The following is a 20,471-nucleotide window of genomic DNA, read 5'->3' on the forward strand; positions in this document are numbered from 1 at the left end:
CGTCAGGCCGCTTCGACGAAGCGGTTGCGCTCGTAGAGGAACCGCAACACCGCCTGGCGGCACTTGAGGTAGATCGGGTCCGTCGCGAGCTTGATGCGGTCGCGCGGCCGGGCGAGCGGCACGGCGAGGATCTCGCCGATGTTGGCCGATGGGCCGTTCGTCAGCATCACGATGCGATCCGACAGGAGCACGGCCTCGTCCACGTCGTGGGTGATCATCATCACCGTGGTGCCGAGGTCAGCCTGGATCTGCATGACCTGATCCTGCAGATGCGCGCGGGTGAGCGCGTCGAGCGCGCCGAAGGGCTCGTCGAGGAGGAGGATCTTCGGCTCCATGGCGAGTGCGCGAGCGATGCCGACGCGCTGCTTCATGCCGCCCGAAATCTCCGACGGACGCTTGTCCCGGGCGTGGCCCATATGGACGAGCTCGAGGTTGCGCATCACCCATTCGCGGCGCTCAGGTGCCGACTTGGCCTTGCCGAACACCTTGTCCACCGCGAGCGCGACGTTCTCGTAGACCGTGAGCCAGGGCAGGAGCGAATGGTTCTGGAACACGACGCCCCGGTCGGGGCCCGGCTGGTCCACGACCTTGTCCTCGAGGAGGACGACGCCGGTCGTGGCCTTCGTCAGGCCCGCCACGATGTTGAGAAGCGTGGACTTGCCGCAGCCGGAATGGCCGATGATCGAGATGTACTCGCCCTTGTCCACCGTCAGGTCGATGCCCTTGAGGACCTGGGTGGTGGCGGCGCCCCGCTTGAAGGTCATGTCGACGCCTTCGATCGACAGGAACGGCTTGGCTTGCATGGGTTCGCTCCGGGTCTGTCGAGGAGAGATCAGGCCGCGGCCGTGCCGCGGGTGACGAGACGGCCGACCAGCGCCACGATCCGGTCGAGCACGAAGCCGACGAGGCCGACATAGGCGAGGGCGACGATGATGTCGGAGATCAGCGACGAGTTCCAAGCGTCCCAGATGAAGAAGCCGATCCCGACGCCGCCGATCAGCATCTCGGCCGCGACGATCGCCAGCCACGACAGGCCGACGCCGATGCGAAGTCCGGTGAAGATGTAGGGGGCGGCGGCCGGCAGCATGATTTTGGCGAAGAACTCGAGGCCGTTCAGGCGCAGCACCGCCGCCACGTTGCGATAGTCGGCCGGAATGTTGCGCACGCCGACGGCCGTGTTGATGATGATCGGCCAGACCGAGGTGATGAAGATCACGAAGATCGCGGCCGGCTGGCCGTTCTGGAAGGCGGCGAGCGAGAGCGGCAGCCAGGCGAGCGGCGGCACCGTGCGCAGCACCTGGAAGATGGGATCGAGGCCGCGCATGGCGAGCGTCGACTGGCCGACGAGCACGCCGAGCGAGATGCCGACGGCGACCGCGATCGAATAGCCGATCGCGACGCGCTGGAGGCTCGCCCAGATCTGCCATCCGAGGCCGACGTCGTTGCCCGAATTGACGTAGAACGGATGGGCGATCAGCTCCCAGCTATCGCTGAGCACCTGGCTCGGCGCCGGAAGCGCGGCGCCGGGATGGGCGCACAGGAGCTCCCACAGACCGAGAAGCACCGTGAGGGTGACGAGGAAGGGCAGGATTTCGGCCGCCCAGTCGCGCGAGCGCCGGACGAGAGCGGGGCCGACGGGCGCACGGCGCGTCGGCAGCGCGAGGACGGCGGCGCCGGCCTTGGCCGCGGGCGCCGGGCCCTTCAGGGGCAGCTTGGTGACGGTCTGGGACACGGGGGACGGCCTCCGTTGAAGCGAGGGGCGGGACGGGCTTCAGGCGATGCGCTTGATCGACAGGCTCGCGAGGTAGGCGTCGGGATTGGCGGGATCGAAGGTCTTGCCGTCGAAGAAGGTCTCGACGCCGCGCGAGGTCGAGGCCGGGATGTCGGCCGCTGAGACGCCGAGGTCCTTGGCCGCGGCGCGCCAGATATCCTCCCGGTTGACCGCCGCGATCAGCGCCGCCTTGTCGAGCCCGGCGGGCAGGTAGCCCCAGCGCTGGTCCTCGGTGAGGAACCAGAGGTCGTGGCTCTGGAAGGGGTAGGAGGCGTGGTCGCGCCAGAACTTCATGACGTGGGGCGAGTTCTCGACCACCGGCTTGCCGTTGCCGTAGTCGTAGGTGCCCTTGAGGCGGTCGACGATATCGGCGGGGGCGACGTTGAACCAGGCGCGCTTGCCGACGATCTGGCTGAGCTCGTCCTTGTTCTCCATCGCGTCGCACCACTGCTGCGCCTCGAGGACCGCCATGGTCAGCGCCTTGGCGGCGTTGGGGTGAGCCGCGACCCAGTCGGCGCGCATCGCGAAGCTCTTCTCGGGATGCCTGGCCCAGAGCTCGCCCGTCGTGATGGCGCTGTAGCCGACGTCCTGGTTCACCATCTGCTCGTGCCACGGCTCGCCGACGCAGAAGGCGTCCATCGTGTTGACCTTGAGGTTCGCCACCATCTGCGGCGGCGGCACGACGATGGTCTCGACGTCGGAATTCGGATCGATGCCGGCGGCGGCCAGCCAGTAGCGCATCCACAGGTCGTGCGTGCCGCCGGGGAAGGTGACGGCGACCTTCGACACGGTGCCGGCCGCCTTCTTGGCCGCGAACGCGTCGCGCAGGACACCGGCGTCGAGGCCGACATTCTCCTTGCGCAGGCCGGTCGCGACCGAGATGCCCTGGCCGTCGAGGTTGAGACGGGCGAGGATCTGCATCGGCAGCGGCGCGCCTTGCGTGATCGTCCCGGCGCTCATCAGGTAGGGCATGGGGGTGAGGATGTGGGCGCCGTCGATGCCCGATCCCGCCGAGCCGAGCACGAGGTTGTCGCGCGTCGTGCCCCAGGACGACTGCTTCACCACCTCGACATCGGGCATGCCGTGTTTGGCGAAGAGGCCCTTTTCCTTGGCGATGATGAGCGGTGAGGCGTCGGTCAGGGCGATGAAGCCGAGGACGGCTTTGGTGGTCTCGGGGCCCGCGCCTTGCGCAAACGCGCCGCCTGGGAAGCTCGCCGAGATCGCCGAGACGAGCGCGGCGGTGCCCGCGGTCGCGGCGGTGCCGAGAAGGAAGCGGCGACGGTTGAGGCCGGAATTGTCGGAAGCGGGCATGGCGGTCCTCGGCGGGTGAGGGAAGGCCAAACGAAAACGACGCCGCGGACCACATGCCCCGTCCGCGCCTCGTCCGGCGTGGGTTGGGTGGCATCGGGTTCGCGACGTCGATGTCGTCGAGGCTTGGGAGAAGCTCGGTGACCCTGTCGTCCTTGACGGGTCATGGTGCTATCCAACCGCAGAAGCGTCATTTTGCAAAGCACAAATGTACGCCAGATAAGCACGCCTAGAAATTCAGCATAATGGTTCCAGATTGCGGCGCCGCAGGCGTTTGATGGTGCTTTGGCCTCGCGCGTGTTCTTCGGTCACGACGCGCAAATGTTGGGCATCGATCCTCGAGCGCTCGTCAGTCGCTGGCTGGTGACGCGCCGGGGGGCGCCGCAGGGATCTTCGCGAGCGCCGCCTCGATCGCATCCGGATCGAAGTCCGGGCCGGCATCGGGCGAGCGTTCGATACGACTGTCGGGCAGCGCCTCGGCGCGTCCGGGCAGGGCCGAGCGGTAGACGTCGGGCCGGAACGCCTGCGCGGCCTGGCGCGCCGCGTCCGGCGAGTAGGTCGCCTGTCCCCAGCGCACCATCTGCGCGAAGACCCAGAGCGCCTGCGAGCGGCGCGGCAGGTTGGCGCCCTCCGGCCGGAAGTCGACATAGGCGGCGAGCGCCCGGCGGGTGCCGTCCGGGTCCACCGGCAGGTCGCCGCCCAGCACCGTCTCGAACAGGGCGGCGCGGCCGCCGACATGGGCGGGCTCGGCGAGGATCGCGGCCAGTTCCCGCCGGTTGGCGGGCTCGGCGCACCAGAGGGCGCTGGCGTCGAGCGCCGCGAGCAGACGCTCGGCCGTGTCGCGCTGGTCCTGCCACCAGTCCGGCCGAAGGCCCAGCACCTTTTCCGGCGAGCCGGGCCAGATGTCGGCCTTCACCGCCACGATGCGCCCGATCCCCTCTTCCACGGCCATCACGTTCCACGGCGCGTTGACGCAGAACCCGTCGATCAGCCCGGCGCGCAGGGCATCGGCGGTCATCGGCGGCGGCACCACCGTCAGCGTCACGTCGCGGTCGGGATCGATCCCCGCCGACGCCAGCCAGAGCCGGAACTCGTAGGCGTGCGAGGAGAAGGGATAGGTCACGCCGAACACCGGGACGGCTTCGCCCACCCGGCGTCGTCGCTCCAGCGCCCGCTTCAGCGCCCGCGCATGGGCGCCGGCCACGTCGGGGTAGTCCTCGCCGTCCATCGCCGCGCGCATGGCGGCCATCAGCGGCGTCGAGAGCGTGATGGCGTTGCCGCCCTCGGCGAGCGCGAAGGGGGCGATGACCTTGTGCGGGTTGGAGCCGAGGCCGAGCTCGCCCGCGACCGCCATGGGGCCGAGCATGTGGGCGACGTCGAACTGGCGGAAGGCGAGGCGATCGCGGATGTTCGACCACGATACGTCGCGCGTCAGCTCGATCCGCACGCCCTCGCGCCGGTCGAGGCCCAGCGCCGAGGCCGCCACGAGCACCGCGGCGTCGAGAAGCGGGATGAAGCCCGCGCGCACGATCCGTTCGGGAGCGCTCATCCTCAATCCTCCCCGCCGAGAAGGCTGGCGGCCGTCACCAGCGAGCGGGCGATGTCCACGAGCTTCTTCTTCTCGTTCATGGCGGTCTGGCGCATCAGGCGATACGCCTCCTCTTCCGACAGGCCCCGCATCCGCATGAGAAGCCCCTTGGCGCGCTCCACCACCTTGCGGTCGGCGAGCTCCGAACGCGCGTTCTGCAACTCGCGCTCCAGCCGCGAGTAGGCCTCGAAGCGCAGGACGGCCGTGTCGAGGATCGGCTTCACGCGCTCCTTCTTCAGCCCGTCCACGACATAGGCCGAAACGCCGGCGGCGATCGCGGCCTCCATCGAATCGGCGTCCGAGCGGTCGACGAACATGGCGATCGGACGGCGCACCGAGCGCGAGACCTGGAAGAAGGCCTCCAGCCGGTCGCGGTTGGGATTTTCGAGATCGACCACGATCACGTCGGGCCGGAACGCCTCGATCTCGCGCACCAGCCCTTGCGCGTCCGCGACGATGTGGACGCGCTCGTGGCCGGCCTCGCGCAGGCCCTCTTCGATGATCGCGGCCCGCGCCCGGTTCTCGTCGACAATCAGGACGGCAAGGGCGGGGCGGGGTTCCATGGCGGGAAGAGTGGCAAAGAGGCGAGGGCGGCGCAATATCCCGCGCGCCGCCCCTGCTGCATTGCGGAAGAAATCAGCCGGCGTCGGCGGTGAGACCCACAGCCTCGATGCCGGCCGTAGCCGCCGCTTCGTCGTTGTCCGAGGTGTCGCCGGTGATGCCGACCGCGCCGACGACCTTGCCGCCATCGCGGATCAGGACCCCGCCCGGCACCGGCACGAGCGAGCCGCTCGTCAGCGTGTTCATCGCGTTGATGAAATAGGCCTGCTCCTCGGCGCGCTTCCACAGCGCGCGCGAGCCCATGCCCATCTGCACCGCGCCGTTGGCCTTGCCGATGGCGATCGCCGGGCGCAGCGGCGAGGCGCCGTCCTCGCGCTCCAGCACCAGAAGGTCGCCGCCGGCGTCGAGCACCGCGACGGTCAGCGGCTTCAGGCCGAGCTCGCGCCCCTTGGCGCGGGCGGCCTCGACGATGCGGCGGGCGGTGTCGAGCGTCAGTGCGGTCATGGGCTCAAGGGCTCCTCGTGTCGGGGAGCCCTCCCTAGCGCGCGGCGACCACTGCTGGCAAACCGCCGTTCAGGCGAAGCGGCGGGCCGCGTCGAGGCCGAGACCGAGGCCGACCGAACCGAAGGCGTCCGACAAGGCGACGCGTGCCTCCGGGAAGCGCGCCGTCGCCGCCCTCGCCACGGCCGGCACCTGCGCGCCGCCGCCGGTCAGGATCACCGTCTCGATCGCCTCCGGCCCGATGCCGGCAAGCTGGAGCGAGGCAGCGATCGCGCCGTCGATCCGTTCCACGAGCTCGGCCGTCGCCGCCTCGAACTCGGCGCGCGTGACGGGAGCCTCCAGCGTCAGCCCCGATTCGCGAAGGCTGATCGTCGCCTCCTCCTCGTGGGTGAGAGCGATCTTCGCCCGCTCCACGGCCCCGGCCAGCCGGTGGCCGGAGCGGTGCGCCAGCATGTGCTCCATGCGCTTCAGCTTTTCCGGCTCGGCGGCTTCCTTGGCGAGCGAGCGGATGTCGGCCAGCACCTTGGGCGTATAGAGCGTGTTGATACGGTGCCAGGTCGCGAAATCGTTGAAGTACCAGACCGGCAGCGTCCGCTTGCCGTCGGCCGTGGTCGAGCCGAGCCCGAGCAGCGGCTGCATGCGGGCGATGTTCAGGAGGCGGTCGAAATCCGTGCCGCCGACATGGACGCCCGTGGTGCCGAGGATGTCGTCGGCGCGGTCGGGACGCCGGGCGCGCTCGGGGCCGAGGCGCAGGATCGAAAAGTCCGACGTGCCGCCGCCGATATCGACGACGAGCGCCACCTGCTCGGCGTTCATGCCGCTCTCGAAGTAGAGGGCGGCAGCAACCGGCTCGTACTGGAACTCGACATGGGCGAAGCCTTGCGCCCGCGCGGCCGAGGCGAGCTGGTCCTCGGCTTCCTGGTCGGCCGCGTCGCTTTCGTCGACGAAGCGCACGGGCCGGCCGAGCACGATGCGGTCGACCGGCGCGTCGCTCTCGCGCTCCAGCGTCTTGCGCAGGTGCTCGAGGAAGGTGCCGATCAGCGCCTCGAAGCTCATGCGCTGGCGACCGACCTGCGTCGTCTCCTTCATCAGCGACGAGCCGAGGATGCTTTTCAGCGCGCGCATGAAGCGGCCTTCCGCACCGTCGACATATTCGAAGACGGCGCGTCGGCCGAAGTAGGTCTGGCCGTCCTCCAGCGAGAAGAACAGGGCCGAGGGGATCGTCAGGTGGTCGCCCTCGACGGGCAGGAGCCGCGGCGCGCCGCCGGGGGCGCAAAGCGACAGGGTCGAGTTCGTGGTGCCGAAGTCGAGGCCGGCGAAGGAGGCGGACATGGGGGCGGGCTCATGCAGGAACGGCGTCGCCACCTCGGCCGGGCGAGGCGTCGAAACGGGGGACGGGGCGGGGCGGCCCGTCTAGCCCATCGATTCGCGGAAGGGAAGGGGCGGCCGGTCCGACCGTCCGGTTCCCGTCAGTTCGCTTCCGGCTTGCGGTACTGTTCGCCGATCCGTCCGAACTCGCCCTGCACCCGGCCGAGCGCGATCTGCAAGGGGTAGAGGCCGATCAGGAGCGAGCGCTGGCGGATCGCCTGCAGGATGGCGCGAGGCGGGGCGGCAAGAAGAAGCGCCGCGGTCTTGGCGGCCGAGCGCACGCGCCCGTCGCGCCGCCGCTGGATGGCGCTCGACAGGGCGCCGTTGCGCAGCGAGCGCGCGTGGAGCCACGACCATTCCGTGCGGCGCGCCGGCACCGTCTCGTCGACCGGGGCTTCCGCGCACCAGCCGAAGCGGGCGCCCTTGCGGGCGGCGCGCGAGAAGAAGTCGGAGTCGCCGCCACCGGTGAAGTTGAAGGCGGTGTCGAAGACCGGGTCGCCCATGCGCTCCAGCAGCGCACGCGTGAGGCAGAGATTGCCGGACGACAGGAGGATCGGGACGCGGCCCGTCGCGCCGTAGGGCGGGCGGAACACGGGATGTCGGGCGACGGCGTCGCGCGCCGGCCCCTCGAAGACCGGGACCTGCGGGGCGCCGACCACGTCGACGTCGAGCCGCTCCACCGTCTCGATCATCCGCTCGGCCCAGTCCGTGCCGGCCGCCTCGTCGTCGTCGATCACGAGGCAGTAGCGCATCGCGGGAAACTCGGCCAGCGCGACCTGGAAGCCGGCATTGTAGGCCGAGCAGTTGCCGCGCTCGTGCGCGACGAGAACGAGCCCCGCCATCGCCCCGGTCTCGAAGAGGCCGCGTGCCGCCGCAAGGCCCGCCCGGCCGTCCGCGTCGTTCTCCATCACGACGACGGCAAGGTTCCGTTTCGTCACCTGCGCCGCCAGCGAGGCGAGCGTCCGCAGGAGCCCGTCGGGGCGTCGGAAGGTTGGTAGGATCACCACCGCCTCGAACCCGCTTGCGGCATGCGGCGAGCGCGCTTCGATCGTGACGCAAGGGGAGGCGGGCTTGTGATCATCCATGACCGGCACGCTAGCGCGGCAGTCCTGAATAAGCGGCGAAGATGACGCGTTAAAACGCCGGCTTTGACGAAATCGCAACGGGCGGGGTGCCAATGTGTCGGTCAAACAGGGTCAATCGTAGCGCCGATGCATATCCTCTTTGCGACATCGCTCCTGCCCGAAAGGGAACCGGCGACCGGTTTCGAGATCGCCAACCGTGCGATCGCCGACGCCTATCGCGCGGCCGGGGCGCGGGTGACGGTGGCGGGCTTCCGGCGCCCCGGCGCGGCGCTGCCGGACGTCGCCCATGTCGATCTCGGCGAGGTCGCGATCGAAAACGCGGGGGCCGGGCGCGCGCGCAAGGTGCGCTGGGTGCTGAACGCGATCCGCCGCGGCCTACCGGTCGGCGCGGCCAAGCTCCGGGTGATGCCGGAGGCGACGCTTCTCGGGCGCCTGCGCGCGGCCGGACCCTTCGATGCCGTGGTGCTGTCGGCGGCCCAGCTTCCGATCGCCTTTCCCGGCCTTCTCACCATCGCCCCGCCGATCTTCGTCGCCCACAATGTCGAGCATCTCTCGGCCGCCGAGATGGGGCGGAGCGCGGGCAGCGCCGCGTCCCGCCTTCTCTATCGCCGCGAGGCGAAGCTCCTGCGCGCGGCGGAAGAGCGCCTCTGCGCCGCCGCGCGCGTCGTCCACAGCCTCGCCGCCGCCGACGCCGAGCGGCTGGGTCTGTCCGGCGATCCCCGCTCGATCCCGCTCAGCCTCGGCATCGGGCGCGGCACCGCGCCCGCCGACGACGGCGCCCGGCAGTTCGACGTCGTGATGATCGGCACCTGGAGCTGGGCGCCCAACCGCCTCGGTCTCGACTGGTTCGCCGCCGAGGTCGCGCCGCGCCTGTCGCCCGGCATCACGGTCGGCGTCGCCGGTCGGTTCGACGGCACGCCGCCGCAGGCACCCGGCAACGTATCCTTTCTCGGGCGCGTGCCGGACGCACAGGCCTTCGTGCGCTCGGGGCGCGTCGTGGCGCTTTCGACGCGCGGCGGCACCGGCGTTCAGCTGAAGACGATCGAGACCCTGGAAGAGGGCATGCCGGCCGTCGCGACCCCGTCCGCGCTCCGTGGCATCGGCGCGGCCCTGCCCGGCAACGTGCGCGTGGCGAGCGATGGGGTGAGCTTTGCCCGCGCCCTGGAAGACCTCGTGACCCGCGAGCGCGCCGGCGAGGTCCTGCGCCTCGACGGCCGCGCCTTTGCCGAACGCCAGCGGCTCGACTGCAAGCGGGGCGTGCGCGCCGGGCTGGCGCTCGTCGGTCTGGGTGCGGAGGAAGCGAGCGGACCGGCGGTCCCGGCGATGGAGGCACTTGCGTCATGATCGATCCCGCGCCCATCCAGCCCGCGGCCGGTAAACCGGTCGTCATCCGCAAACGGGCCGACGCACAGACACCTGTCCGGCGGCTCGGCGGCCTCGATGTCACCGGCGTCGACGCCATCGCTCGCATCGACGCGGCCATCGCCTCGCGCCAACGCCTGCAGATCGCTTTCGTCAACGCCCATTGCGTCAACGTGTCGATGACCGATGCGGATTATGCGGCGGTGATGTCCGAGATGCTGTGCCTGCCCGACGGGATCGGCGTCGACGTCGGCTCGCGCATGCTGTTCGGCGAGCCGTTCCCAGAGAACCTCAACGGCACCGACTTCCTGCCGCGCTTCTTCGGCGAGACGCAGGGCGAGCTGCGCGTCGGCCTCGTCGGCGGCGAGCCGGGCATCGTCGACCGCGCGGCCGAGCGCTTCGGCGAGCGCTTCCCGCAGCATCGCTTCATCGCGGTCTCGCACGGGTTCTTCGCCGAGGGCGAGGAGACCGAGCGGCTGCTCGACTGGATCCGCCTGGCACGGCTCGACGTGCTTCTCGTCGGCATCGGCGTGCCCCGGCAGGAGCGCTTCCTCGCCCGCCATGTCGGCGTGCGCGAGGCGCCGGTCGCCTTCGCCGTCGGCGCGCTCCTCGACTTCACCGCCGGCAAGGTCGCCCGGGCGCCCGCCTTCGTGCGGCGCCTGCGGATCGAATGGATCTGGCGCCTCCTGATGGAGCCGCGGCGTCTCGCGCGGCGATATCTCGCCGGCAATCCGGCCTTCCTCGCTCGCATCGCCCGCCAGCGTCTTCGCAAGTGACGTCGATGCGCTTTGCGCTGGTCACCTCGAGCTATCGCGGCGATCTCGAACGCTGCCGCCTGCTGTGCGACAGCATCGATCGTTTCGTCACGGGCTTCGAGACGCACTACCTTCTCGTCGAGGCGCGCGATCTCCCGCTGTTCAGAAGGTTCGAAGGCCCTCGGCGACGGGTCGTCAGCGAGCGCGATCTCCTGCCCTGGTGGCTGCGGCCGGTGAACCACCCGCGGCAGCGCGGTCGCCGGCTCTGGATCCATCCGTTCGGCCTGCCGCTGCACGGCTGGCATGTCCAGCAGCTTCGCCGCTTCGCGATGGCCGAGACGATGGCGGAGGAGGCGATGGTGTCTCTGGATTCCGACGTCGTCTTCGTGAAGCCGTTCGACGTCCGGTCGATGGAGGCGGGCGGGCGCGTCGCGTTCTACCGCGTGCCGGATGGCATGGACCGCGTGCTCCCGCAACTTCAGGCAGAGCACGAGACCTGGGCCCTGCGGGCCGCCCGGCTGATCGGGCTTCGCCCGCCGTCCACCACCCGCACCACCTATATCGGCACGCTGATCGCCTGGCGTCGCGACACGGTGTGCGGCCTTCTCGCCCGGATCGCGGCGGTCGGCCGGCGGCCGACGATGATGGTGCTGTGCGCCTCGCGGGCCCTCTCCGAATGCACGATCTACGGCCGCTTCGTTGAAGAAGCGGAGGCACGGCCGGAGCGCCATGCGCCGGACGCCACGCAGCGCTGCGCCGTCTACTGGGACGGGCCGCCGCTCGACGAGATGGGCCTTGCCGCCTTTCTCGCCGATCTCGCGCCCCATCAGGTGGCGATCGGCCTCCAGTCCTTCACCGGCACCGACCCCGCCCTGATCCGCCGCGTCGTCGGCCTCTGACCCCGCCGGCCGCTCAGGCCGGCCGCGCGATCGGCATCCGGCGCGTGTCGAGCGCGGTGTAGGTCGCCATCGCGGAGGCGAGCCAGAGCGCGGCGAACACGCCGTTGAGACCGACGACCCAGGCCGTGTCGCCGGCTGCTTCGCCCCCGCGCAGGACCAGCGTCAGGAGCGCACCCTTGGTCAGCGTCAGGAAGCCGAGGACCACGGCGCGCGTGCCCGTGCGGCCGCGGGCGTAGAGGAGTTCGCCCTCGTACTCCACGAGATTGCGGAAGGCGGGCACGAGAAGCGCCATCAGGACGAGCGGTGCCGCATCCGCGACATTGGCGCCGAGCAGCGTCGGGCGGGCGTGGAGGACGAGGCCGAGCGCGGCGAGGCCGCCGACTGACACCAGCGCGATTCCGGCCTCGACGCCCCAGCGCACGCGCCAGGAGTCCAGCCGGTCGGGCCGCCGCATCAGCGCCTGCACCGCCATCATGTTGAAGGAGCGCACGGGCAGGGCGGTGAGGTCCACAAGGCGCATCAGCATGGCGTAGAGGCCGGCGATGTGCGGGCCCCCGAGCGACAGGACGAGCAGCTTGTCGAGTTCGGACTGGAGGTAGAACAGGACCTCGGCCCCGGCCACGGCGATGCTGTCGGCGGCACGGCGGTGGTAGAGGTCCGGCCGCCAGCGCAGGCGCTGGCGCGGGTAGAGGAACAGGATGCCGCCGAGCGCCGCGAGCCCGTTGGCGGCGAGGTAGAAGAGGCTCCAGGCGGCGAGCCCGCCCTCGCGCCCGGTGGTGGCCGCGAAGACGAGTGCGGCGAGCGCCTTGGCGCCCGTGCCGATCACCACCAGCACGGAGGCGCGGCCGAAGCGGTTCATGCCATTGTTGACGATGCAGACGACCTCGAGCGCCCGCCAGCAGACGATCTCGGCGGCGAGGATCGCGGCGAAGGGCGCCAGCGCCATGTCGCCGGCGAAGACGCCGAGATAGAACAGCGCGGCGCCGAGCGCGACCAGCGGCAGCGACAGGGCGAAGGCGGCGAGCAGTCCGGCGGTGTAGGTGCCCACGAGATGGGGCTTTCGCGTCGCGGAGCGGTAGAGCGGCGAGACGAAGCCGAGCCCGGCCACGCGCGACAGGACGATGCCGGTGGCGGACGCCGTGGCGAAGAGGCCGAACTCGGAGACGGTCAGGACGTTGGCGACCGCCGTGAAATAGGCGAGCGACAGGACCAGCCGGCCACCCGACCCGCCGAGCAGCTTGGCGTAGTCGCGTGCCATCTTCAGCTTTGCTTCAAGACTTCCTGTCAGGACTCCGGGGCGTCGCATGAGGCACCTTGGAAGGGCGGGGACGGATGACGAACGACCAAAGCAGCGCTCCCCGCGCCGCGCCGCGCTCCCCCTTCCATACCGGCCCGAGCTTAACGCGGCGTTCGCTCCTCGCCGGCGCCGCCGCCTTGGCCGCCGGCATTCCGGCCACGGCGTCGGCGCGCGGCACGGGCATCCCGTTCGGCGCCGCCATCCAGAACGAGTATTTCGACGACCTCGGCTATCGCCAGCTCTTCACCGGCGAATGCGATCTCGTGATGCCGATGAACGAGCTGAAGTTCGCGCTGGTCCAGCCGGAGCGCGGGCAGTTCGATTTCAGCCGCGCCGACCGCCTCCTCGCCTTCGCGGACGCCAACGGGCAGAGCGCCCGCGGCACGACCTTCGTCTGGTGGTCGACCAACCCGCCCTGGCTCGAAGCGATCGAGGACCCCCTGGATCTCGAACGGGCGCTCGTCGAGCACATCGAGCGCGTCGCCGACCACTGCAAGGGCCGGCTGACGAGCTGGGACGTCGTCAACGAGGTCGTCGCGCACGATCCGCAGGAGCATCGCGGCCCCTTGCGCGACACGTTCTGGCTGCGCCGCCTCGGGCCCCGGCACATTCCCGTCGCCTTCCAGGCCGCCGCGCGCGCCGATCCGACGGCGCGGCTCGTGCTCAACGACTACGACCTCGAGTTTCGCGGGCCCCGCTTCGACCAGCGCCGCGCCATCGTCCTGTCGATCGTGCGCCAGCTCCAGAAGGCCGACATCCGCATCGATGCGGTCGGTATCCAGGGCCATCTCTACGCCCATCAGGAGATCGACGTGGAGGCGCTGGCGCGCTTCGGTGCCGACCTCAAGGCGCTGGGCGTCGGGCTCCTCGCCACGGAACTCGACGTCATCGACTTCCAGGTCCGCGGCGGACCGGCGGAGATCGACGCGGCCGCGTCCCGGGTGGTCGGCGACTTCCTCGACGGGCTGATGGGGGGGCAGCGCCCCGAGACCGTCATCACCTGGGGACTGACGGACCGCTACAACTGGGTTGAGGACGTCATGCCGCGCAGTGACGGTGCGCCCTGCCGCCCCTTGCCCTTCGACGCCGACCTCCGGCCGAAGGACTGGTACGGGATGCTGCGCCGCCGGCTGTCGCAGGCCTGACCGCTTCGCCGAGACCGGCAGGGGGTTAACCCTTTCTTTGCCATGAGCGGTGAAAGGTGCGGGCTGCAAACCGCGCCGTTCCTGTCCAGGGCCCTTCCATGTTCTACGCCGAGGATGCCGCATCCCGCCCCGCGTCCCGCTGGGACCCCGTTCCGAAGGCGGAACCCGTGCGCCGGCACGAGAGCTTCCTCGATCCGGCCTATCTCGCCGCCTCGGTCTGGCGGGTGAAGCGCAAGATCCTCCTCGCAGGGGTCCTCGGAGCGGCCGTGGCCGGCGCCTTCGCCCTGTCGCAGCCCAAGCAATACACCGCGACCGCACAGATCGTCCTCGACCCGCGCGAGTTGAACCTCGTCCAGAACGAGCTCACCCCGACGGCGAACGGCCTCAACACGGATGCGGCGCTCGCCCTCGTCGAGGGGCAGATCTCGGTGATGACCTCGAACAGCGTGCTCCTGCGCGTCGTCCGGGAGGCGAACCTTACCGCCGATACTGAGTTCAACGGTCTGCGCGAGACGTGGCTCGGCGGCCTGTCGGCGACGCTCTCCGCCTTGATGTCGGACGATCCCGTCGCGGCGGCCGACACGCGCGAGCTTCGCACCGTCACCAACCTCTGGCGCCACATCTCGGCGGTGCGCAACGCCAACAGCTTCGTCATCAACGTGTCGGTGACGAGCGAGGACGCCGACAAGGCGGCCCGGCTCGCCAACCTGACGACGCAGACCTTCATCGCCGAACAGGGCCGCGCGCAGTCGGACCTCGCGCGGCGCGCGACCGAGGCCCTGTCGTCGCGCCTCGCCGAACTGCGCGCCCGCGTCGTCGAGGCCGAGGACGCGGCTGAGGCCTACAAGGCGCAGAACCAGCTCGTCGGCGTCGGCGGACGGCTGATCGACGACGACTACATCACCCGCGTCAACAACCAGCTGGCGGACGTCCGCTCGCAGATCACCTCGCTGAACGTGCGCGCCCGCTCGCTGCGCGAGGCGAGCGTCGAGGACATCGCCGCCGGCTCCTTCCCGGAAGGCCTCAACTCGGAATCGCTCCTGCGCCTGCGTCAGGTCTATTCAGAGGCCGCGCAGAACCAGGCGATCCTCGCCTCGCGCCTCGGGCCCCGCCATCCCCAGCGCATCGCCGCCGACCAGGCGCTCGCCACCGCGCGCCGCGCGATCGAGACCGAACTGTCGCGCATCGTCGCCTCGGCCCAGACCGAACTCGCCAGAGCCCAGGCGACCGAGCGCGACCTGACCGGCCAGATCGACACGCTGCGCTCGCGCCAGATCGAGACCAGCGGCGCCTTCGTGCGGCTGCGGGAACTGGAGCGCGAGGTCGATGCCTCGCGCGCGGTCTACGAGGCCTATCTCCTGCGGGCCCGCCAGACGAGCGAGCAGGAGCGGCTCAACACCACCAACGTGCGCGTGATCTCCGACGCCACCGTCCCGTTCCAGCCCTCCAGCCTGTCGCGCAAGATCGTGGTGATCCTCGGCTTCGTCGGGGGCATCGGCCTCGGGATCGCGCTGGCGCTTCTGGTTGCCATGGTGCGCGCCATCAACGGCACGGCCGCCTCCCCCGCCATGGCGGCGCTGGCTACGGACATGCGCGCCAGAGAGCGCAAGACGCCGGATCACATGGCGGAACCCGCCGTCGTGCCGGTCGCCGCGGTCGCTGCGGCAGCGCCCGTTGCGGCATCGCCCCGGCCCTCGACGCCCGAAACCGCCCCGGCGCTCGACACCAGCGAAGGCGACTGGTCGCTGCGCGGTGGCTCCTTCGACGTCGCCGATGCGGAGCCGGAAGAGGTCCGCGAAACGCCTATCGTCGCGGCGAAGGTCGATGAGGACGACCGGATCGTCGAGCCGACCGCGGTCGAGGAGCCGAATGAAGCCATCCACGAGCCGGTGGCCGAAGCCGAGCCGCCCGTGGTGCCCCGGATCGACGAGACCCCTTCCGACGACGAGGATGACGCTCCGACGGGCGTCAGCGAGATCGAGGCACGCCGCGAGGCGCTGCGTCAGAGAATCCGCGAGCTCGGCGCCGTGCGCGGCGCCCGCAGCCTCGGCGCGCCGCATCTCGCACCCGCTGCGCCGGAGACCCTGTCTGCCGACGAACGGCGCGAGCGCATCAGCCTGCGCCTCGCGGCCGCTCGCGGGCGCCGTGCCGACATCACCGACCGGGCCGACGTCGAACACGGCTGAACGCCAGGGGCGCTACGCCTCCGGGCGCGGCGCCGGCAGGGCGGGGCTGATGAGGGCCGCGTTCGACAGGCGCGCGCGGCCGAACTCCGGCACCACGTCCGAGAGAAGGGCGACGGCCGCTGGGGCGTCGCCGGCGGCGATCGCCTCTGCGATCGCTTCGAAGCGGGCGCGCAGGAAGGCGACGTCCGAAACGCGCGAGCGGGCGATCAGAAGCCCGGGCAGGCCGGTGTCCTCGCGGGTTTCGCCCTCGCCGAACAGTTCCTCGTAGAGCTTCTCGCCCTTTCGAAGCCCCGTGTACTCGATGCGGATGTCCTTGTAGGGCCTGAGGCCCGCCAGCTGGATCAGCCGCTCGGCGAGTTCCGTGATGCGGATCGGCTCGCCCATGTCGAGCACGAAGATCTGCCCCTCCGCCGCGCGGTCGGCGATGCCGTGGCCCGCGGCATGGAGGATCAGCCGCGAGGCTTCCGGGATCGTCATGAAGAAGCGGGTGATGTCGGGATCGGTGACGGTGAGCGGCCCGCCGCGCGACAGCTGGTTCTGGAAGAGCGGGATCACCGAGCCCGCCGAGCCCATGACGTTGCCGAAGCGCACGGTCATGAAGCGCGTGCCGGCTTGGCCGAGGTCCAGCGCCTGGCAATAGGCTTCCGCCGCGCGCTTGGTGGCGCCCATCACGTTGGTCGGGTTCACCGCCTTGTCGGTCGACACCATGACGAAGGCGAGTGCCCCGCAGCCGAGGGCGGCGTCCGCGACGTTGCGCGAGCCGAGAAGGTTGGTCTCGATGCCCTCGAGCGGGTTTTCCTCGACGATCGGCACGTGTTTCAACGCCGCCGCGTGGAAGATCACCTCCGGCTTCCACTCGTCGAAGATCGCCATGATGCGCGCACGCTGGCGCACGTCGGCGACGCGCTCGACGGTCTCGACGCCCGGATGCTGGTCGGCCATGCGGCGGCCGATCGAGTAGAGGTTGAACTCGCCGGCGTCGATGAGGACGAGGCGCTTCGGTTTGAACGAGGCGATCTGCGCCACGAGCTCGGAGCCGATCGAGCCGCCGGCGCCTGTCACCGCGATGCAGCGGCCTTCGATCAGCCGCGCCACCTCGTCGATGTCGAGCCGGATCTCGCGGCGGCCGAGGAGGTCTTCGAGCGAGACGGGAAGCACTTCGATCGGCGCCTCGCCTAGATCGCCGGCGCGCGAGATATCGGGCAGGCGCTTCACCGCGATCTTGAGGGGCGCCGCGACCTCGACCACGGCCGCAAGTTCAGCCGGCGGCACCTGGGCCTTAGCGACGATCAGCTGGTTGATCGGCGTCGCGCCGAGTTCGGCCCGGCGGGCGATCTCCGGCAGGTCGGCGAGGGCGCCGAGCACCTTCACCCCGTGAAGCTGGCGCCCCTGGTTCTTCGCCTTGTCGTCCACGAGGCCGACGATGTGGACGCCGTGGTGGGAGCGCCGGGCGTCGCGGATGAAGAGGTCGGCATTGTCGGTGAAGCCGTAGATCACGACGTTCTCGACCGGCACGCGAATGCCGCTCGTGTCGAAGAAGCGCGCCGACAGGCCGCGCTCCTTCCACAGGCGGTAGGCGAGGCGCGGGCCGCCGAGACCGACGATCATGATGAACCACGTCATCACCAGCGACGAGCGCGGCAGGTAAAGGCCGCGGAACAGGATGAAGTGGCCGGCGAGGAAGACGACGTTGATCGCGGTCACCGCCTTGACGATCGACAGGACGTCGAGGAGCGAGGCATAGCGCCAGGCACCGCTGTTCAGCGAGAACAGCGGGAACATGGCGGCCGACAGCGCCGTGAACGCGACGATCAGCGACCAGATCTGCCAGTTGTTGAATGTGATGCGGAAGCCGAAGGCGAGGCCGAGCGACAGCGAGATCGCGATGGCCGCGATCAGGACGTCGTGGACGATGCCGAGCGAGCGGAACGAGCCGCGGGGCAGAAGGGACAGAAGGCGAGGCAGCATCGGCAGTTCCGAAGGGCAGGGGCGCGGAAAAGCCGCCGGGGCGGCTTCACCTCCTGCGAACCTCTAACCGAACGGCGGCAAATGTCACGCGAACGGCCGGCCGCGGTGCCGGCGTCAGAAGACGCTGGCACCCGTATCGGCGGTGCCGACGGCGCGGCGGAACACGGCGAAGAGCTCGCGCCCGAGCCCGACCTCGTTGCCCGAAAGGTCGGCTTCGGCGTTGGGGCGACGCGCGAACTCGGCGGGATCCACGAGCACTTCCAGCGTGCCGGCCTCGCCGTCGAGGCGGATCAGGTCGCCGTCGCGGATCTTGCCGATCGGCCCGCCGTCGAGGGCTTCCGGCGTCACATGGATCGCGGCCGGTACCTTGCCGGACGCGCCGGACATGCGCCCGTCGGTGACGAGGGCAACCTTCTGGCCGCGGTCCTGCAGAACGCCGAGCGAGGGCGTCAGCTTGTGCAACTCGGGCATGCCGTTCGACTTCGGGCCCTGGAAGCGCACGACGGCGACAAAATCGCCCGTCAGTTCGCCGGCCTTGAAGGCGCGCTGCAGCGAGTCCTGGTCGTGGAAGACGCGGGCTGGCGCTTCGACGACGCGCTTTTCCGGCTTCACCGCCGAGACCTTGATGACGGCCTTGCCGACATTGCCGTTGAGGACGCGAAGGCCGCCGTTCGAGGAGAAGGGCTTGTCGGCGGTGGTGAGAACCTTCGGATCGCCGCTTTCGGCCGGCGCCGGTACGCGCACGACCTGCCCCTCGTCCCCGAGCTTCGCCTCGACCGTGTAGGCCGAGAGGCCGGTGCCCCAGGCGGTGCGCACGTCGTCGTGCAGGAGCCCGTGGGACAGGAGCTCGCGGATCAGGAAGCCCATGCCGCCGGCAGCCTGGAAGTGGTTCACGTCGGCGAGCCCGTTGGGATAGACGCGCGCGAGCAGCGGCGTGACCTCCGAGAGGTCTGAAATGTCGGCCCAGGTCAGCTGGATGCCGGCTGCGGCGGCCATCGCGACGAGATGCAGCGTGTGGTTGGTCGAGCCGCCGGTGGCATGGAGGCCGACGACGCCGTTGACCACCGCCCGCTCGTCCACCACGAGGCCGGCCGGCGTATACTCGTTGCCGAGCGCGGTGATCGAGAGGGCGCGGCGCGTCGCCTCGCGGGTCAGGGCGTCGCGCAGCGGCGTGTTCGGATTGACGAAGGACGAGCCCGGCGTGTGCAGGCCCATGATCTCCATCAGCATCTGGTTGGAGTTGGCCGTGCCGTAGAAGGTGCAGGTGCCCGGCCCGTGGTAGCTTTTCGATTCGGCCTCGAGCAGCGCGTCGCGGCCCACCTTCCCTTCCGCGTAGAGCTGACGGATGCGCGCCTTCTCATCGTTGGGCAGGCCCGTCGTCATCGGGCCCGCCGGCACGAAGATCGCCGGCAGGTGGCCGAAGGAGAGCGCCGCGATGACGAGCCCCGGCACGATCTTGTCGCAGACGCCGAGATAGACGGCGGCGTCGTACATGTCATGGCTGAGGCCGACAGCGGCCGACATGGCGATCACGTCGCGCGAGAAGAGCGACAGCTCCATGCCGATCTGGCCTTGCGTGACGCCGTCGCACATGGCCGGCACGCCGCCCGCGACCTGCGCCGTCGCGCCAGCCTCGCGCGCCGTCTGGCGAATGATCTCAGGGTAGGTCTCGAACGGCTGATGGGCCGAGAGCATGTCGTTGTAGGACGTGATGATGCCGAGATTGAGCGTGGCGTCGCCGGTCAGCCGCGCCTTGTCGGTCGGACCGCAGGCGGCAAAGCCGTGGGCGAGGTTGCCGCAGTTGAGGGCGGTGCGCTTGGGCGCGCTCTCGCCCTTCAGGCGGATGCGGTCGACATAGGGCTCACGCGTCGGCTTGGAGCGCTCGCGGATGCGGTTGGTGATCTCTTCGATGCGGCGGTCGGCGGCCATGGCATCATCCCTTCGGGTCGCAGGGGTGTGGTTTGCGGCGCGTCAGGGCGCCCAGAAGACTTGCAAGGGTTCCTCGCGCGGGGCGCGAAGGACGGAGCGGACCGGCATTTCGGCGACCGTTCCGTCGGCCAGCGCCTTCTGCAGCGTCTCGCGCTTCTCGTCGCCTTCGATGTGCAGCGCGAGAAGGCGCGCCTCGAGGAGAAAGGGCAGTGCCAGCGTGATGCGCGGCTCGCCGGCGCCCGGCGCCCCGATCGCAAGGACGCGGTGCCCGGCTTGCGGGTCGATCGCCTCGGCCAGGCGATCGGCGCCCGGAAAGAACGAGGCGGTGTGCCCGTCGTTGCCCATGCCGAGGATCACGGCGTCGAATGGGCGGGGCAGGGCCGCCAGGCGCCGCGATACCTCGTCCTCGGCCTCGCGGGCGCTCGCCCCCTCCTCGAATAAAGGTTCGAGCCGCGCGCTCGCGGCCGGTCCCGTCAGGAGGTTCTCACGCACGAGGCGCGTGTTGGAGCGGTCGCTCGTCTCGGGCACCCAGCGCTCGTCGACGAGGCAGACGGTGACGCGCGACCAGTCGAGATCGGCCTTCGCCAGCGTCCGGAAGAAGAGCTTCGGCGTCGAGCCGCCGGAGACCGCGAGCACCGCCTGGCCGCGCGTCGCGATGCCGCCGCAAAGAACCGCGGCGACGCCCGTCGCCAGCGCCTCGGCCAGCGCTTCGCGCGTCGGGTAATGGTGCTCGCGTATCGTCATTCCA

General features: G+C 70.4%; 17 protein-coding genes. 5 read left to right on the forward strand and 12 right to left on the reverse strand.

Annotation, left to right across the window (positions count from 1 at the left end):
* Positions 1-2: 2 nt before the first annotated feature.
* From BM175_RS10715 to BM175_RS10750, 8 genes are all read right to left on the reverse strand, one after another.
* On the reverse strand, positions 3-803 hold the full coding sequence (locus BM175_RS10715; RefSeq protein ID WP_090962887.1) for an ABC transporter ATP-binding protein: 801 nt from the start codon (positions 801-803) through the stop codon (positions 3-5).
* A 29-nt stretch (positions 804-832) separates the two neighbouring features.
* Entirely contained in the window at positions 833-1,732 is a 900-nt protein-coding gene (gene ntrB, locus BM175_RS10720; RefSeq protein WP_244545961.1) for a nitrate ABC transporter permease, read from the reverse strand.
* A gap of 39 nt (positions 1,733-1,771) precedes the next feature.
* Complete coding sequence (locus tag BM175_RS10725; protein WP_090962889.1) at positions 1,772-3,082, reverse strand: CmpA/NrtA family ABC transporter substrate-binding protein; 1,311 nt, start codon at positions 3,080-3,082, stop codon at positions 1,772-1,774.
* A gap of 346 nt (positions 3,083-3,428) precedes the next feature.
* Positions 3,429-4,628, reverse strand: a complete 1,200-nt coding sequence (locus BM175_RS10730; RefSeq protein WP_090962891.1) for a CmpA/NrtA family ABC transporter substrate-binding protein — start codon at positions 4,626-4,628, stop codon at positions 3,429-3,431.
* 2 nt (positions 4,629-4,630) lie between these two features.
* A complete protein-coding gene (locus tag BM175_RS10735; protein WP_090962893.1) occupies positions 4,631-5,230 on the reverse strand; it encodes an ANTAR domain-containing response regulator in 600 nt (199 codons plus the stop codon).
* A gap of 73 nt (positions 5,231-5,303) precedes the next feature.
* The gene (locus BM175_RS10740; RefSeq protein ID WP_090962895.1) at positions 5,304-5,732 is read right to left on the reverse strand and encodes a GlcG/HbpS family heme-binding protein; all 429 of its coding nucleotides are present in this window, start codon (positions 5,730-5,732) and stop codon (positions 5,304-5,306) included.
* Between the two features lie 69 nt (positions 5,733-5,801).
* Positions 5,802-7,061, reverse strand: a complete 1,260-nt coding sequence (locus BM175_RS10745; RefSeq protein ID WP_090962897.1) for an Hsp70 family protein — start codon at positions 7,059-7,061, stop codon at positions 5,802-5,804.
* Positions 7,062-7,198: 137 nt separating this feature from the next.
* Positions 7,199-8,182, reverse strand: a complete 984-nt coding sequence (locus BM175_RS10750; protein ID WP_090962899.1) for a glycosyltransferase family 2 protein — start codon at positions 8,180-8,182, stop codon at positions 7,199-7,201.
* 126 nt (positions 8,183-8,308) lie between these two features.
* Here BM175_RS10750 and BM175_RS10755 point away from each other — a divergent pair, with 126 nt between their 5' ends.
* From BM175_RS10755 to BM175_RS10765, 3 genes are read left to right on the forward strand one after another with little or no spacing between them, the layout of a single operon-like run.
* Positions 8,309-9,526: a glycosyltransferase gene (locus tag BM175_RS10755; protein WP_090962901.1), complete on the forward strand. Its 1,218-nt coding sequence runs from the start codon at positions 8,309-8,311 to the stop codon at positions 9,524-9,526.
* The gene (locus BM175_RS10760; protein ID WP_090962903.1) at positions 9,523-10,320 is read left to right on the forward strand and encodes a WecB/TagA/CpsF family glycosyltransferase; all 798 of its coding nucleotides are present in this window, start codon (positions 9,523-9,525) and stop codon (positions 10,318-10,320) included. Before BM175_RS10755 ends, BM175_RS10760 begins: the two co-directional genes overlap by 4 nt.
* A gap of 5 nt (positions 10,321-10,325) precedes the next feature.
* Complete coding sequence (locus BM175_RS10765) at positions 10,326-11,198, forward strand: DUF6492 family protein (RefSeq protein WP_090962905.1); 873 nt, start codon at positions 10,326-10,328, stop codon at positions 11,196-11,198.
* Between the two features lie 13 nt (positions 11,199-11,211).
* Here BM175_RS10765 and BM175_RS10770 read toward each other — a convergent pair whose 3' ends face one another.
* Positions 11,212-12,456, reverse strand: a complete 1,245-nt coding sequence (locus BM175_RS10770) for a lipopolysaccharide biosynthesis protein (RefSeq protein WP_244545962.1) — start codon at positions 12,454-12,456, stop codon at positions 11,212-11,214.
* Between the two features lie 74 nt (positions 12,457-12,530).
* Here BM175_RS10770 and BM175_RS10775 point away from each other — a divergent pair, with 74 nt between their 5' ends.
* On the forward strand, positions 12,531-13,640 hold the full coding sequence (locus BM175_RS10775; RefSeq protein ID WP_175526829.1) for an endo-1,4-beta-xylanase: 1,110 nt from the start codon (positions 12,531-12,533) through the stop codon (positions 13,638-13,640).
* Positions 13,641-13,738: 98 nt separating this feature from the next.
* Complete coding sequence (locus BM175_RS10780) at positions 13,739-15,826, forward strand: GumC family protein (protein ID WP_090962909.1); 2,088 nt, start codon at positions 13,739-13,741, stop codon at positions 15,824-15,826.
* 12 nt (positions 15,827-15,838) lie between these two features.
* Here BM175_RS10780 and BM175_RS10785 read toward each other — a convergent pair whose 3' ends face one another.
* The 3 genes from BM175_RS10785 to pgl form a co-directional block, all read right to left on the reverse strand.
* Entirely contained in the window at positions 15,839-17,794 is a 1,956-nt protein-coding gene (locus tag BM175_RS10785; RefSeq protein ID WP_090962910.1) for a polysaccharide biosynthesis protein, read from the reverse strand.
* A gap of 114 nt (positions 17,795-17,908) precedes the next feature.
* Entirely contained in the window at positions 17,909-19,723 is a 1,815-nt protein-coding gene (gene edd / locus BM175_RS10790; RefSeq protein WP_090962911.1) for a phosphogluconate dehydratase, read from the reverse strand.
* 42 nt (positions 19,724-19,765) lie between these two features.
* On the reverse strand, positions 19,766-20,467 hold the full coding sequence (gene pgl / locus BM175_RS10795; protein WP_090962912.1) for a 6-phosphogluconolactonase: 702 nt from the start codon (positions 20,465-20,467) through the stop codon (positions 19,766-19,768).
* Between the last annotated feature and the right edge of the window lie 4 nt (positions 20,468-20,471).

Source organism: Aureimonas phyllosphaerae, from assembly GCF_900113065.1.
In the GTDB taxonomy this organism is placed as follows: Bacteria; Pseudomonadota; Alphaproteobacteria; order Rhizobiales; family Rhizobiaceae; genus Aureimonas; species Aureimonas phyllosphaerae.